This window comes from Hyphomicrobium sp. DMF-1 (assembly GCF_027886585.1).
In the GTDB taxonomy this organism is placed as follows: domain Bacteria; phylum Pseudomonadota; class Alphaproteobacteria; order Rhizobiales; family Hyphomicrobiaceae; genus Hyphomicrobium_C; species Hyphomicrobium_C zavarzinii.
The window spans coordinates 571,706-587,021 of record NZ_CP115706.1; the positions used below are offsets into that span (position 1 = coordinate 571,706).

At 64.3% G+C, this 15,316-nt stretch carries 15 protein-coding genes; 7 read left to right on the forward strand and 8 right to left on the reverse strand.

All coding sequences use genetic code 11. The annotated features are described in order from the left end of the window. The first annotated feature begins 331 nt into the window (after positions 1-331). From PE058_RS02545 to PE058_RS02575, 7 genes are read left to right on the forward strand one after another with little or no spacing between them, the layout of a single operon-like run. The gene (locus PE058_RS02545) at positions 332-1,318 is read left to right on the forward strand and encodes a Bug family tripartite tricarboxylate transporter substrate binding protein (protein WP_271029754.1); all 987 of its coding nucleotides are present in this window, start codon (positions 332-334) and stop codon (positions 1,316-1,318) included. 6 nt (positions 1,319-1,324) lie between these two features. Further along, a complete protein-coding gene (locus PE058_RS02550) occupies positions 1,325-1,864 on the forward strand; it encodes a tripartite tricarboxylate transporter TctB family protein (protein ID WP_271029755.1) in 540 nt (179 codons plus the stop codon). Further along, positions 1,861-3,363 carry a tripartite tricarboxylate transporter permease gene (locus PE058_RS02555; RefSeq protein WP_271029756.1) on the forward strand — a complete coding sequence of 501 codons (1,503 nt, stop codon included), beginning with the start codon at positions 1,861-1,863 and terminating at the stop codon, positions 3,361-3,363. Before PE058_RS02550 ends, PE058_RS02555 begins: the two co-directional genes overlap by 4 nt. Before the next feature lie 16 nt (positions 3,364-3,379). Then, on the forward strand, positions 3,380-4,627 hold the full coding sequence (locus tag PE058_RS02560) for an aconitase X (RefSeq protein ID WP_083929159.1): 1,248 nt from the start codon (positions 3,380-3,382) through the stop codon (positions 4,625-4,627). Next, positions 4,624-5,052, forward strand: a complete 429-nt coding sequence (locus tag PE058_RS02565; RefSeq protein WP_271029757.1) for an aconitase X swivel domain-containing protein — start codon at positions 4,624-4,626, stop codon at positions 5,050-5,052. The genes PE058_RS02560 and PE058_RS02565 overlap by 4 nt, the downstream gene beginning before the upstream one ends. Continuing rightward, complete coding sequence (locus PE058_RS02570) at positions 5,049-6,587, forward strand: gamma-glutamyltransferase family protein (protein WP_271029758.1); 1,539 nt, start codon at positions 5,049-5,051, stop codon at positions 6,585-6,587. Before PE058_RS02565 ends, PE058_RS02570 begins: the two co-directional genes overlap by 4 nt. Positions 6,588-6,625: 38 nt before the next feature. Continuing rightward, complete coding sequence (locus PE058_RS02575; protein WP_020085998.1) at positions 6,626-7,105, forward strand: RidA family protein; 480 nt, start codon at positions 6,626-6,628, stop codon at positions 7,103-7,105. 385 nt (positions 7,106-7,490) lie between these two features. On the opposite strand, the gene PE058_RS02580 is transcribed toward PE058_RS02575, so the two are convergent. From PE058_RS02580 to PE058_RS02615, 8 genes are all read right to left on the reverse strand, one after another. Further along, a complete protein-coding gene (locus PE058_RS02580; RefSeq protein ID WP_020085999.1) occupies positions 7,491-8,243 on the reverse strand; it encodes an ABC transporter ATP-binding protein in 753 nt (250 codons plus the stop codon). Positions 8,244-8,249: 6 nt separating this feature from the next. Then, positions 8,250-9,089, reverse strand: a complete 840-nt coding sequence (locus PE058_RS02585; protein WP_020086000.1) for an ABC transporter permease — start codon at positions 9,087-9,089, stop codon at positions 8,250-8,252. 13 nt (positions 9,090-9,102) lie between these two features. Then, positions 9,103-10,083, reverse strand: coding sequence for an aliphatic sulfonate ABC transporter substrate-binding protein (locus tag PE058_RS02590; protein WP_020086001.1), 981 nt, complete (start codon positions 10,081-10,083; stop codon positions 9,103-9,105). Between the two features lie 164 nt (positions 10,084-10,247). Next, positions 10,248-11,186 carry an ABC transporter substrate-binding protein gene (locus tag PE058_RS02595; RefSeq protein ID WP_020086002.1) on the reverse strand — a complete coding sequence of 313 codons (939 nt, stop codon included), beginning with the start codon at positions 11,184-11,186 and terminating at the stop codon, positions 10,248-10,250. A gap of 21 nt (positions 11,187-11,207) precedes the next feature. Then, the gene (locus tag PE058_RS02600) at positions 11,208-11,999 is read right to left on the reverse strand and encodes an ABC transporter permease (protein ID WP_271029759.1); all 792 of its coding nucleotides are present in this window, start codon (positions 11,997-11,999) and stop codon (positions 11,208-11,210) included. Beyond that, on the reverse strand, positions 11,996-12,811 hold the full coding sequence (locus PE058_RS02605) for an ABC transporter ATP-binding protein (RefSeq protein ID WP_271029760.1): 816 nt from the start codon (positions 12,809-12,811) through the stop codon (positions 11,996-11,998). Before PE058_RS02605 ends, PE058_RS02600 begins: the two co-directional genes overlap by 4 nt. A 217-nt stretch (positions 12,812-13,028) precedes the next feature. Then, complete coding sequence (locus PE058_RS02610; RefSeq protein ID WP_271029761.1) at positions 13,029-14,201, reverse strand: metallophosphoesterase; 1,173 nt, start codon at positions 14,199-14,201, stop codon at positions 13,029-13,031. 304 nt (positions 14,202-14,505) lie between these two features. Continuing rightward, positions 14,506-15,300, reverse strand: a complete 795-nt coding sequence (locus PE058_RS02615) for a sulfurtransferase (RefSeq protein WP_020086006.1) — start codon at positions 15,298-15,300, stop codon at positions 14,506-14,508. Positions 15,301-15,316 lie beyond the last annotated feature (16 nt).

The following is a 15,316-nucleotide window of genomic DNA, read 5'->3' on the forward strand; positions in this document are numbered from 1 at the left end:
GGATTTCATTGCGCTTCTCACGGAAGTGCATCCGTGTACGCACTGCCACCAGTCGTGGCTCGACGAGCTGTCGCGGAAGACCACGACTGACCATCCTTAGACATCCCCGGTATCTCGAGAGCGACGAGTTGCTTCGTCGTGGAGTGCAATTAGTTGCTTTATTTTTCTGCTGCGCTTGATCTCCGGCCGCACTGAATAAGCTTCTCATTTTTAGTTTCTTGGTCGCGTGTTGATTTTGTCTAAGCCTCCAGCGTCGAGACGGCGCACACGGCATCATCGCCTCGGCATTCTTACGAGCTCCATTGCCGCTAAACTTCTCGGGGGGATTTCAATGAGACCGGCACTTCGCCATATCGTGTTGACGGCTGGTGCCGTCGCTATCGCCGCAACCGCGGCTTTCGCTCAGTCGGCAGACACCTATCCGAGCGCTCCAATCAAGCTCGTTCTTCCGCTTGGGGCAGGTGGCGCCACGGACAACCTTGCCCGCATTTCGTCGGGTCCTGTCGAAACCAAATTCGGACAGCCGATCGTCATCGAGAACCGTCCCGGTGCGGGCGGGTCGCTCGCGTCCGCGGTGGTCGCGCAGTCAGAGCCCAATGGTCAGACGCTGCTGTTCGCGAACTTCGCGACCCACGCCGTTACCCCGACGCTGTTCACCAACCTCTCTTACGATCCGGTTAAGGACTTCAAGCCTGTGACGCTGATCGCCTCGCAGCCGCACTTCGTGCTGGTCAACCCCGACCTCGGAATCAATACGCTGGCCGAACTGATCGACTACGCCAAGAAGAACCCCGGCAAGCTCAACTTCGCGTCCGCCGGCGTCGGCAGCCCGCTTCATCTCGCGGCCGAATACTTCAAGATCAAGGCCGGTGTCGATCTCGTGCACGTGCCCTACAAATCGAGCGCGCCGGCGTTGCTCGACCTGATCGCCGGCCGCGTGCAGGTGTTCTTCGACAACGTGTCGACCGCTCTTCCTCACGTTCAGGCCGGTAAGCTCAAAGCCCTGGCCATCACCAGCTCCAAGCGCTCGCCGCTGGCGCCCGAAATTCCGACGGTGGCCGAAGCCGGGCTCCAGGATTTCGAAACCTACGGCTGGTGGGGTGTGGCCGCACCGGCCAAGACTCCGCCGGCGGTGATCGCGAAGCTCAACGCGGCCTATGTCGAGGCGCTCAAGTCGCCTGAGGTTTCGACCAAGCTCGCGAGCCAGGGCTACGACGTGATCGCCAGCACGCCGGAGGAGTTCGAAGCCTACATCGGTAAGGAAATCGCAAAGTGGGCGCCGGTCATTAAGGCCGCCAACCTGAGCCCGACGAACTGAGACGGCATGGGCAGCGTTTTGCCAAATAAAGACACGTTATCCGTTCCAGAAAATGGTGCAACCGAAGCAAAGTCCTGGGTTCCGACCCAGGACTTTGCTGCTGGTATCGCTCTGCTCGCGCTCGGGGGCTTCGCGCTCTATCAAGGCGCGAGCCTGCCGGCGGGCTCGCTGAACGCGGTCGGTCCTGGGCTACTGCCGCGCGGCCTAGCGTTCGGGATCGTCTTCATGGGCGTTCTGATCATCCTGCTGGATTTCACACGTCCGGGGGAGCATCTGGGATTTGTCAATCTGCGGCCGCCGATCTTCATCTTCTCTGCATTGATGGCGTTCGCGCTGACGATCAAACCGCTAGGCCTGCTAGGCGCGGTTCCGATCACTGTCGGGTTGGCTGGCTTTGCCAGTGCCGAGACGCAGTGGCGTGAAATCGTCGTGCTCGCTGCGGTATTGACGGTCGCGTGCATCGCGGTGTTCGGATACCTGCTGACACTCAGCATCCCTGTTGGACCGAGCGGGTCGGCGGCGGCGTTTGCGGCGTTGTGGAAATGACCGAGCTGCTCGACCATCTGGTGTTCGGGCTCGCGGTCGCAGTGTCGCCCACCAACGTGTTGCTGTGCCTTGCGGGGTGTTTTCTCGGAACGCTGATCGGGGTTCTGCCGGGGATCGGCAGCATCGCCACCATCTCGATGCTGTTGCCGCTGACATACAGCCTCGATCCGGTCGGCTCGCTGATCATGCTGGCGGGTATCTACTATGGCGCCCAGTACGGCGGGTCCACCGCCTCCATTCTCGTGAATGTCCCGGGCGAGGCGACCGCGATCATCACGGCGATCGACGGTCATCAAATGGCGCGGCAGGGGCGGGCAGGCGCGGCGCTCGGCATCTCGGCGATCGGGTCGTTCATCGCCGGTACGATCGCCACCGTGTTCATCGCGGCGCTCGCGATACCGCTGACGCGGGTGGCGCTGGAGTTCGGTCCCGCCGACTATTTCTCACTCCTTCTGTTGGGGGTGTTGGCCTCGGCGCTGCTCAATCGCGGTGCGGTCAGCAAATCCATTGCGATGATCCTGCTCGGAATGCTGCTCGCGACAGTCGGCATGGATCTCGAGACCGCGGCGCCGCGCTTGACGCTGGGCTATCCGCAACTGATGGAGCAGATCCCGTTCGCGGTGCTGGCGATGGGTGCGTTCGGCCTGGCCGAACTAGGCCGATCACTGGAAACGCCGGAAAACCGCGATGTGATCTCCAAGCAGATCGGAGGGCTGCTGCCGAGTCTTTCGGAGCTCAGGCAATCCGTAGCGCCGATCCTGCGCGGCACCGCGCTCGGGGGCTTGCTCGGGGTGCTGCCGGGTAACGGCGCGCTGCTGGGGCCGGTTGCGTCCTACGGCGTTGAAAAGCATCTGGCGAAAGAGCCCCAGCGTTTCGGAAGAGGCGCCATCGAAGGCGTGGCCGGGCCGGAGTCCGCCAACAACGCAGCGGCGCAGACCTCGTTCATCCCACTCTTGACGCTCGGCGTGCCCGCCAATGCGGTGATGGCGCTGATGCTCGGTGCCATGACCATGAACGGCATCGTCGCCGGTCCGCAGGTGATCGAGCGCAGCCCGGAGTTCTTCTGGGGCATGATCGCCTCGATGTGGATCGGCAACCTCATGCTGCTGGTCATCAACCTGCCGATGATCGGCATCTGGGTGAAGCTGCTCAAGGTGCCGTTCCGCATCCTGATGCCGTCGATCGTCGTGTTCTGCGCGATCGGCGCCTACTCGATGCGCAACGAGCCGTTCGACGTGGCGCTGGCCGGCTTCTTCGCGATTGGCGGCTACCTGCTGATCAAGCTCGGGTTCGAGCCGACTCCGCTGCTGCTCGGCTTTGTCATCGGCGACATGATGGAGGAGAAGTTCAGACAAGCTCTGATCATGTCGCGCGGCAGCCTCGCGATCTTCGTCGAGCAGCCGATCAGCGCGGGGTTGCTGGCGGTGACGCTGGCGTTGCTGTCGGTGCTGCTGTTGCCGCGCGTGCGGCGCAAGCGGGATGAGGTGATCGTCGAATGAGGTTGGGAACCGCGGAATGTTGAGATTAGACGATCATGAACAAGCCATGCTCGCCGGAGTGGAAGGTCGTGCGCGCCAGTGGGCCATGCAGCAGCTGATCCAGGTCGGCCGGTTCTTCGACGCCAAAGACCTAGTCAAGGTCTCGCAGGTGCACCTTATGGCGGACACCGAAGCGCTGGGCGAGGAGGGTATTCGCTTTCTCGAGGGTATTGCCGCCTATCCAGAGGCGGAGCGCCGGGTTCGGGTGCCGACGGTGACCGACCCGCGCGGCGCCGATTTCGCCGCCTACCGGCGCATCAGGCAGAAAGAGGAATTCGTCGCGTTGGAGAAGCGCGCCGCGGACGCTTTGCGTTCGCTCGGCATTCTCATGACCGATACCTGCATCAATTATCAAACCATCCTGCCGCCGGTTAAGGGCGAGCATCTGGCGTTTGGCGATACCGGATCGACGATCTACGCCAACTCGGTGCTGGGCGCGCGGACAAATTTCGAGGGCGGGCCGTCGGCGCTGTCCGCGGCGCTCACCGGCCGGGTTCCGCGCTACGGCTTTCATCTCGATGAACACCGGCGAGGGACGACGCGGTTCGCGGTCGAGGCCCGGCTCGCGGACTACTCCGACTGGGGTGCGCTTGGCGCCGTGATCGGCCGGCGCATGCGCTCTTACTTCGAGGTGCCGGTCGTCGAGGGCATCGCGTCGGCACCGACCTCGGACCAGATCAAGCATTTCGGGGCGGCACTCGCGAGCTACGGATCGACGCCGTTGTTTCATATGGTGGGCGTCACGCCCGAGGCGGGGCGGCTCTCCGACGTGATCGACGACCGCGCGCCGGCGATTTCGATAACGGACGCGGACCTCGCCGCCTATCGCACCTCGCTGACGCCGGTGGATGACACGCTCCATGTCGTCGTATTTGCCGCTCCGCAATTATCTCTGATCGAGCTGCAGCAGTTGGGGACGCTGCTCGACGGCCGGACAGTTCATCCCTCAGTCAGCCTGATCGCGACCACTAGCCCCGAGATCAAGTCCGCCGCCGATCGGCTCGACATCACGCGGAAAATCGACGGCGCCGGCGGTATCCTGCTTCAGGGCGTGTGCTTCTACCAAATGCACGCGCGCGAGATCGGAGAAGCCAACGGCTGGCGGCGGCTGATGTCGAACAGCGCCAAGCTGGTCAACATTCTCGGCGGCTACAACTACGAGACCGTGCTGGGTTCGATGGAGGCGTGTGTGGAGAGTGCAGTCGCCGGGAGGATCGTCGCGTGAGCCTGCGCCTCGTCAAGGGACGGCCCGGGATCGGCGACCAGGTGGAGGGCATCGCGCTCGTCGCTTCTGACAATTTCTCGGCGCGCTACGATCTAGATCGGATCAACGGCGTGTTCTCGCGGCGCTCTCATGCGCTTTACGGGCAGTCCTACGTCGGGCGGATCCTGGTGCTCAATGCCGCGAAGGGTGGAGTCGCGACCGCCTGGATGCTGCGCGAGATGCAGGCGAGACAACTCGGGCCATCCGCGCTTCTCCTCAATTTCGCTAATCCGATCCTGGCGCAGGGCGCGGCGTTCGCGGGCCTTCCTCTGATCGACCGGTTCGAGGCGGATATCACGTCGGTGCTGAAGTCCGGTGATCGCGTTCGGGTTTCGCCGCGCACGGGGGAAGTTCTGGTCCTCGAACGCGACGCTGCGCAACCATGAGCGGCGCTCAGGATCCCGTCCACAGCAAGGCTGGAGTGGTGGTTGCCGGACATCCGCTTGCGGCCGAGGCCGGGCGCGAGGCGCTCGCCGCGGGCGGGAGCGCGACGGACGCGCTGATCGCATCGGCCGCGACGCTGTGCGTAGTGCTGCCCCAGGCGGTTACGCTCGGAGGCGACGCGTTCGGGCTGTTCTACCAAGCCGCGGATGCGACGGTCCATGGACTGAATGCCAGCGGGCGCGCCTCTCGCGCGCTTGTGCCCGATCGATTGCAACGATCCGATCTCGAACACGGCGCGCTTTCGCCGACGGTTCCGGCGTTGGTTCTCGGTTGGGAGGCGGCGCATCGCAGGTTTGGAAAGCTAGCCTGGTCAGAGCTGTTCGCGGCGGCGATTGCGGCCGCCGATCACGGCGTTCCGGTGTCGCGTATTCTGGCGTCGGCGATCATGCAGTACGAGGCGCTCATCGCGCGCGACGCGGGGCTGGCGGCGCTGCTGATCCCGAGCGGCCGGTCGTTGGTCGAAGGCGACCTTCTTCTCCAGCCGCAGTTGGCGGAGTGCTTTCGTAGCATCGCGCGAGGCGGTGCGGCTGCCTTCTATCAAGGGCCCGTCGCGCGTTCGCTTGCCACGCGTATCGCACGGGGCGGTGGTTTGCTCAATGTGGATGATTTTGCGGGCAGCGCGACCGATTGGGTGGCGCCAATCTCGGTCGACTATCGCGGCCATATGGTCGCGACGGTTCCGCCGAATTCCTTCGGACTGCTCGGGTTGCTGCAACTCAAGGAGCTCGATTCCCACGATCACGGCCGCGAATTGCCCGGGGCTAGGCTGGTGGCGCAGGTCGCTGCGGCCGAGCGGGCGTTCGTGACGGGCGCCGGCTATCTTGCCGATCCGGATGCGACCGGGATCACCGGCGCGGATCTCCGCTCGCTCCTGGCCAGCCCCATACCCAATGCGTCTGCGGCGCGGATCGGCTCCAGCCCCGGCGGAACCGCGGTTGCGATGGCCATTGACCGCGACGGAAACGCGGCTCTGATCGTGCAGAGCATATTCACGCTGTTCGGCAGCGGTGTCTTCGATGCCGAAACCGGCATTCTTCTCAACAACCGCATGCGCGGTTTCAGCCTCGATCCTTCGCATCCCAATGTGGTCGCTGCCGGAAAGCGGCCGGCGCACACGCTGAGCCCGATGATGATGCTCAGAGACGGGCGGTTGCGTCTCGTGCTGGCGACTCCGGGTGGTCTCGGACAGACGCCCACGCTGGTTCAGATTATCGACGGCCACATTGGTGCCGGGCTCGATCTCGAAACCGCGATCGCGCGTCCGCGCTGGTCCTACGACCTCGATCAGCGTGTAATCGTGGAGGCCGGTCTTTCCGATGACGTCGTTTCCGCGGTTGCTGCATGTGGTGTCTCGGTTTACCGGCCGACACGGGCTACGCCGTTCTTCGGATCTGTGAAGGCAATCCAGATCGCGCCGGACGGAACTTATCGCGGTGTCGCTGATCGGCGGAGGGATGGGGCAGTGGCCGGTGCCTAGTCCCCGAGGTGACACCGACCAAGATGCGGGAGGCTAATATGTCGATTGAAGATCGGTTGCGTGAGCTTGGTATCGCGCTGCCACGGCCGCGCCGCGTGCCGGCAAACTTCGTTCCGGGTGTGGTGGTCAACGATCTGCTCTGGATGTCCGGAACCCTCGGCACCATCGTCGACGCCGAGGACCGCGACGTTATTGCGACCCCTGGCAAGGTCGGAGAGCAGATCAGTCTTGAGCAGGGCTATCAATCGGCACGTCAATGCGCGATCAACCAGCTCGCCTGGATAAAGATGGTGCTTGGGAACCTCGATCGGGTTGCGCGCATCGTCAAGGTCAACGGCTATGTCAATGCCGTCTACGGGTACAACCAGGGACCGTGGGTCGTGAACGGGGCCTCCGATTTGCTCGTCGAGGTGTTCGGCGAGGAGCGGGGATCTCACGCGCGCGCCGTCGTCAGCGTGGCCGGGCTCGCGTTCGATGCGCCGGTGGAGATTGAGATGCTTCTGCATGTGCGGACATAGTCGCGATCACCATTGCGGAACATTCCTCAAAGGCGCGGCGAGCTTCTGCTTGGTCTCGCTCGGCTAGAGGCTCATCGGGAAGTAAGCGGATGCGCGAACCGATTGGCTCGTTCACACGTGACCATCCCTTACGAGCGGTGCAATGCTCCTTGCAGGAGCGATATGCGCTTGGCGGGCACGTTGATGCGATGGGCCGGGTCGTTGATCGTACGTCGGCGAACTCGCCGCCGAGGTTTGCGCGCGGCTCGAAGGATTGCGATCGAAGCACCGCGACGCGAGCCGTGCGAGGTGATAGGCCACAGCCGCGCCGGAGAAGCCGCCGTCTATGATGGCTACGTCGATCTGTGCGGGCTCCGTTATCTCTCCTGCGCTTGGCGCAGCCATGTCAGGCCGCCGGCGGCGCGCGCCGCGCGAGCGTCGTGTCGAGAGCGGAAAGGATGGCGCGCTTCTCGTCGTCGAAGGAATGCGAGAGCCGGTCGCGCGGACGCGCGAGCTTGACATCGGAGACCTGGGCGACGCGTCCTGGAAACGGCCGCAACACCACGACGCGGGATGCAAGCGCCACGGCTTCCTCGATGTCGTGCGTCACCAGTACGAGCGTCGGACGCGTATCGGCCCAGATCTCGAGAAGATGATCCTGCAGCTCGACGCGGGTGAAAGCATCGAGCGCCGAGAACGGCTCGTCGAGAAGGATGACGCTCGGACGCGCCACCAGCGCGCGTGCGATCGCGACGCGCTGGCTCTGCCCGCCGGAAAGCTCACGCGGCCATCTTAGCGCATAGTCGGCGAGGCCGACGCGCTTCAGCGCCTGGTGGACGCGGTGGCGTCGCTCGGGCCGCGACAGGTGGGCGAGACCGAAGCCTACATTGCCCTCGACCGTAAGCCACGGCAGGAGGCGGGGCTCCTGGAAGACGATGCCGACGGCAGGATGTGGCGCGACGATGCGCGTGCCGTCGACGTCGATGGTGCCGCTCGTCGGATGGTCGAGCCCGGAGATGAGGCGGAGCAGCGTGCTCTTGCCCGAGCCGGAGCCACCAACGACGGCCACGATCTCGCCCGCCCCTACATCGAGCGTGATTTCGCGCAGCGCAGCCGTGCCGTTAGGGTAGGTTTTGCCGATGTTTCTGATGGAGAGCATGGCACCTCAACGGGCTCTGGCGAAGGAATCCTGCCACCTGAGAAACGGAGCCGTGAGCAGGGAAAGTATCCAGTCCGTGATCTGGCCCAATACGGCGAAGACGAGAATGGCGGCGACGATCTGCTGCGGTTTGCCGAGCTGCTGTCCGTCGACGAGGAGATAGCCCAGCCCCTCCGAAGCCCCCATGAACTCCGCTGCTACCACGAACATCCAGCCAAGCCCGAGCCCCTGGCGCAGCGCCACCACGTAGGCGGGCAGGATGGACGGCAGCAGGATGCGTCTCACGAGGCCGAGCGGCGAGAGGCGGAATGCGCGCCCCACCTCGACGGTCTTGCGATCCACGGCCTCGATGGCGCCAAGCACGCCGAGGTAGACGGGAAAGAAGACGCCGACTGCGATCAGCGTGATCTTCGAGAGCTCGAAGATTCCGAACCAGAGGATGAAAAGAGGAACCCAGGCGATCGACGGCACGGCCCTGAGCCCCTGCAGCGACGGGTCGAGCAGCTGCCGGAAGCGGCGGAAATAACCGATCAGCGCTCCCACGAGCGTGCCGGCGACGGCCCCTGCCGCGAATCCCGCCAGCACGCGCAGCAGCGTCGCACGGATATGCACGTAAAGCTCACCCGTGGAGGAAAGCTCGGCGAGCGTGCGGAAGATCGCCGACGGCGGCGGAACCAGCCGGCCGTTCGCGAGGCCGAAATAGACCAGCGCCTCCCAGACCGCGCCAAGCGCGACAGGCAGCAGGAGCCCCGCGACAAACGGATAGGCTCCGGCGAACCGTGAGGTTCGCCGGAGCGCCGAAATTTCGCTTCTTGCCTCGATGGCGAGACTGCCGTCTGCGGGCATGCGCGATCCCGCCTTATTTCGCGGCCGTGGTGAAGGTGCCGTCGATCAACTGATCGACCACTGCCTGGATGTTGACGTCCTCCTTGATGACGCCAGCCTTCTGAAGTGCGAGGCCTGCTGCGAGGATCGTATCCTTCTGCTGCTGGCCGATCTTCGAGTGGGAGAGGTCCGTGCGCTCCTTGAGCTGGCGCTCGATGACGGCGTCGGGAAGCTTGGTCACTTCGACGAGCTGCTTCTTGAGATCTTCCGGGTGCGCAATCGACCATTCGCGTGCCTGCTCATAGGCGGCGAGTACGCGTTTCACCACGTCGGCGTGCTGCTTGGCGAATGCTTCGCGAACGTTGAGAACGCCCCAGCTGTTCGCCTCCTTGTTGCGGTGGAACAGGATGGCGCCATTCTCGATCTCGGCCGAGGCGGTCAAGGGGTCGAGGCCGGCCCAGGCGTCGACGTCGCCGCGCAGGAGTGCGGCCTTTCCGTCGCCGTGCTGCAGGAGAACAAGCGTGATGTCTTTCTCCGACAGGCCCGCTTCCTGAAGGGCGCGAATGAGGAAGATGTGCGGGTCGGTGCCGCGGGTAGCCGCAACGCGCTTGCCCTTGAGGTCGGCAACTGTCTTGATGCCGGTGTCGGGGCGCGTGACGAGCGTCGCCCACTCGGGCCGGGAATAGACGTAGATCGACTTGATCGGATTGCCGTTGATCTTGCCGACGAGGGCGGCTGCTCCCGCCGTCGACCCGAATTCGAGCGAACTCGCGTTCAGAAACTCAAGCGCTTTGTTGGAGCCGAGCGACTGCACCCACGTAATCTTGATACCATCCTTCTCGAATTCCTTCTCGAGCAGGCCCTGGTTCTTGAGCGCGATCGACACGGGATTGTAGGTCGCCCAGTCGATCTTGATTTCGGAAAGCTTCTCCTGGGCGGAGGCCAGCGCCGGCAGCGCCGCCGTGACGGCAAGCGAGAGCGCGGCGCGCGCCAGGCTCTTGAACGAAGGCGTCATGATGTGGATCTCCACTTTTGATCTAAATCAAGCCCGACGCTATCCGCCGCGGTCGGCCCGACAAACGAAGAAGAACTGCTGATTATTCCAACGGCAGAGACGCGAAAGCTGCAGTCCAAGCGGCCAGCGGGGAGGCCGCCTGGACTGCGTGCCAGCGTCCCCCGTCAGGGAACCAGCGTGGCCGGATCGAGCTTGCCTTTGACGAAGCCGAAGCTGGTGCCCGCGTCGAGACGCTCGGCCAGAAGCTTCTTGAAACCGTCGTCGATCGTGATCTTGACGTCGTCGCGCGATTTGACCCCGTAAAGCGGGTTCTCGCCTGCGAGGCTCTTCACCACCGAGGCGTCGAGCCGCTGAGTCTCGGCGAACCACGCGGCGGATTCGTCCGGCTTGGTTGCGATGTAGAACACGGCGTCCTTCAACGCCTCGACGAAGGCGTCGACGGCCTTTGGGTTGCTCGCCAGATATTCTGAGCGCACGAGCGCGGTAAAATAGAAGGGCCAGGTGTGCACGCGCTTCGCGCCGAGCTTCGTCTCGAGCCGCTGCGTCTGCGGCTGGCGGATCAGCACCGCATCGACGAGGCCGGTCTCGATGGCGCCCGGAAGCTCGTTGGGCTGCAGATTGACGTACTCGAACGCATCCTTGTCGATGCCCTTATCCTTGAGCAGGATCAGGAGGTCGAGATGGGACTCGGTATTGAGCGAAAGCCCGATCTTCTTGCCCTTGAGATCCTCGATTGTCTTGGCCTGGCTGTCCTTCGGCACGAGCAGCGAGTGGCTAGATTGACCGAGGCTTGCGACGAACTTGATCGACCCTGGCGATTTTAGCGCGAGGTTGAAAGGCGGGATGAAGCTCGTCACGACAGCGTCGAGCTGACCAGACGCGAGGCCCTCCATCAGCGGCGGACCGAACTGGAAGCCCGTGAACTCCGCATCGAGATCGTGCTTTGCGGCCAGCCCCGCCTTCTGCAGGACAACTGGAACCTGACCGTTCATGCCGCTCGGATAGCCGATGCGGATCTTGGCATTCTCCGCTTGCGATTGTCCCTGAAGGCTCAAGAGGCCGACGGCTGCCAGAGCGATTACACGAAGGAGTGAGCGAGACATCTGAAAGGTCCTTTTCCTTTTCTAACGTGGATAGTGCCAGGGGACGATGACGCGCCGCTCAAGCACGCCGAGCGAGCCGATCATGAGAGCGCCGAGAAGGCCGATGACGGTCATGCCGACGAGCACGCGGGAGGTCTCGAGGCTGAGCCGGCTGATCTGGATCATGTAGCCGAGCCCCGATTGGGCAGCGACCAACTCGGCCGTGACGACCGCCATCCAGGCCTGCCCGAGCCCGATGCGCAGGCCCGTTGCGATCGACGGCAGCGCGGACGGCAGCATGACGGTTGTGAGCAGCGCGAGCGGCGAGGCGCCGAGCGAGCGGGCCGCATTGACGTGCTCCTCCACGAGCGAGGTGCCGCCTGCGAACGCATTGATGAAGATTGGGAAGAACGCGGCGATCGCGGTGATGAAATAGCTAGGCGGGTCGCCGAGGCCCATCCACAGAATGGCGAGCGGGATCCACGCGATCGGCGGAATCGGCCGTATGAGCGCGATGAGCGGCATCACCAGCGCGCGTAGGATGCGCGAATAAGCCAGCACGAGCGCCAGCGGCACCGCGAGGCTTGCAGCGGCGAAAAAGCCGGCGAACACGCGGACGATGCTGGCCTTGACGTCGCCCGCGAGCGAGCCGTCGGCAATCAGCTCGCCGTAGGTCGTGAGAACATCGGCCGGCGGCGGCAGGAGAACGTCGTTGTCGAGCTTGAGCGAGGCGAGTGTCCAGATCGCGAGAAAAATGGCGAGCCCCGCCGCGCCGAGCCCGATCGTCAAGGCGGCCTGCCGGATCTGGTCAAGCCTGTGGTCGCGCCGGTTCATCGGAATGCCTTCCGTGCTTCGATGCGGATCACATCCGCGATCTCGCGGCGGTGCTCGATGAATGCCGGCTGGTCCATGATGGCGTGCGCGCGCGGGCGCGGAAACGGGATCGAAATTTCTCGAGCGACGCGCCCCGGGAGCGATTCCATCACGATCACGCGGTCCGCAAGGAAGAGGGCCTCCTCGATGTCGTGGGTCACGAACACAACGGTGGGCTTGAGCTTGTCCCAGATCGCGAGCAGTTCCTCCTGCATGAGAGAGCGGGTCTGTGCGTCGAGCGCACCGAACGGCTCGTCCATGAGCAGCACGGGCGGGCGCGTCGCGAGCGCGCGAGCGATGCCGACGCGCTGCTGCATGCCGCCAGAAAGGCTCGACGGCCACGCATGCGCCACGTCCTTGAGGCCGACCAAGTCGAGAAGCGCATGCGCGCGCTCCAAGGGCCTGTCCAGCCCGAGCCGTCGCGGTCCGAAGGCCACGTTCTCGATCACGCTCATCCAGGGAAAAAGCGCATGCTTCTGGAAAACGATCCCGCAGCGCGCCGAAGGACCTAGGTGCGGCTGCTCGTCGAGAAGAACGCGGCCGCGATCCGGCGAGCGAAATCCCGCAAAGACGTTGAGCAAAGTGGATTTTCCGCACCCACTCGGTCCCAGTAGGGCGACGAACTCGCCCGCTCCGATCGAGAGCGAGACGTCGTCGACGGCCGGCCGGCTGCGTCCGTAGTTGATCGTCACGTGCTCGAGGCGCAAGCGCGGCTTGGCGAGAATGTTGTCGGTGGCCGATCCATCGGGGCTTGTGCCCGCGACAAGCCGCAAGCTGGGAGGCGCCTCCGTAGCCTGTGCGGAAGCCCCAGCAGGCGCGCCTGCAAGGTCCCGCAAAGACTGCTGGTGGACAATCCCCGCCACTTTGCTCGATGCCCCGATGTGAAAGTCCCCAATCGTCAACGAATACGAGCCCCCAAAAGTCTGGCGAACGAATAATTTATTGGATCTATATGAGGCTCGGCGCTCTTTGCTTAGGAGCGACCTGCGCTCACCCCGGCAGGAAAGGCGTCGAAAGTTCGAGCACGCGCTCTGCCGGGCGATACCAGCCCTGCGGCGCGTGGCTGTCGTCGTGCAGGTAGAGGCGCACGCGCACGAGGCGTGAGCCGGCCGTGAAGGTGAAATGCCGGCTCATCGGCGGACACGTGACGAACGAGTGGTACTTGGAGAGCTGCGCGCAGTTGACGAAGTTTGTGTTCCAGCGGCGTTCCACGTGGCTGCGTCCGCTGACGATGTCGTCCGGATGCGTATGCGTGTGTCCGCCGAGCCAGATGTCAACAGCACCCGGGTTGGCTTCGAGGTAACGCTCGAACCGCTGCGCCTTGGGCTCGTCGTCAACGAAATAGAGATACGAGGCGCCTTCCGGTACGCCGTCGACGCCGTGGTAGCGCCCGTGGCGATAACGTCCATCGGGATAGCGCGAAACGCCCTCGAAATCGCCAGAGCCAACCGTCGTCTCACGCAGCATGTGATGGTGACAGCTCACGACGATCTCGCCCGCTTCGCGGGCGGCTTCGACCTTCTGCCGCCACCACTCCCACGTCTCGCCCGTTACCGCGCCGGCCGGTGAGCCGCCGCCGGATTCACGCCGCCCCACCGGATACGGCAGGTCGTTGCGGTCGCTCATCATGAGAAAGCGGATGTTGCCGACCTTGAACGTATAGCGATCCCACACGCCATCGACCGGGTAGGGCCGCTTGGCAGGGTCGACGCCCGACGTCTCAGGATGCTCCCCCAGCGGATCGATCCACTTGCGGAACCACCAGTTGGCGGGCTTGCCCAGGCTCGACGCGGCGTCTCCGGGCGAGCCGTCGTGATTGCCGGCGACCGGATAGATCTGCTCGCGCCGGTGTTGCTTCAGGACGCCGAGCTGGCGCACCACTTCTGCGCCCTGGGTATCGTCCGGGAGATCCCAAAGACCCGCGTTGTCGCCGAGGTCGAGCGCAATGTCCCAGCGGAACGACGGCCCGCCGAGCTCGCCGCCTTCTTCCGACTGGCGCAGCGCATTGGCGAGGCTTTCGGGGTAGCCGGCGGGCGGAATGAAGCCCATGCCGTTGCGGATGGCGGCCGAGACGGCGCGATCGGTCGCTGCGTGGGCATCCGAGAACACCCAGAGATGAAACGTGGCCGCCTCGCCGGCCGCACCGGCAGTTAGATCTGTCATGGAACCTACACCCCCAACCTCGATGCGCGCTTGAGCAGGCGGATTGGCGTCCGCCTGTTGCCGCACATCGCTTTGGAAATCCTTGAGGGATAAGGCGCGGCCAGTTGAAGCAATTAGTTTGCAGGCCGCTTAGACGATTTTCTCATATGAATTTTCATGCGTAGCGTGGCGAACACGACGGTCGTGTCGCGCGGGCCTAGATGTTCAGAAAGTGCCTCTCCATCATCATGCGCGTCAGCGCGCCGAGTGCCCGGAATGGCTCGTCCATGGGCAGCAGGTCCGGCGGACGAGCCGTAGCGTCCCGTTACCCGACTATCGGGCAACTCCCGTCTTTCGCCCAATCGGAGAAGCTGAGGTAGTAGACACGCACATCATCACAGCCGGCCCGAACGGCAGCGACAGCGGCCAGCGCGGCGCGGCCTCCGCCGTCGCAATGGGTCACGATATGGTCTCCGGATTGGAAACCGGCATCAGCCAGCAGGCCGCGCAAGTGGCCGGCGGGCTTTAGACGGCCGTCGTCGAGCAGGTCAGAATGGGGGATCAGCCGCGCGCCCGGCAGATGGCCGCCGCGTGCATTACGCCGCAGATCCGTTCCCGTGTATTCGCCGACCGTGCGGGCATCGAAGACGCGAACGTCAGCGCCAAGCTCGGCCTTAAGCGTCGTCCGGTCGGCAAGCCCGACGGGCCCGCTTCCGGGGCGCGCCCGAAACGTCGTGGAATCCCTCGGCTTCGCGGCCGATACGGGCAATAGCGCGCCTCCTTCGAGCGCGGGCCATCCACCGTTTAAGATGAACGCCTTGGCGCCGAAGTACTGCAGGATGAACCAGACGCGGGCCGCCTCAGTCATCCGGCCGTCGTCGTAGATGACGACAGGTCGTTGTCCGTCCACGCCGAGAGCGGCGATCTGGTGCTCCCAATAAGTGACGTTCTCAAAGGAAGTCTCGCCGGCCTTTGCGGCCGCCTCCCACTCCTCGATGGGCACCCGCATAGCGTGCGCTGCATGGCCAGAGTCGAAGGCGTCTGGCGATCGCACGTCGAGCAGGCGGTAGACGCCGAGCAACGGCACGGCAGCGGGCTCGATGACGGGGTCATGGGACATTCAAATGCTCCAGGGC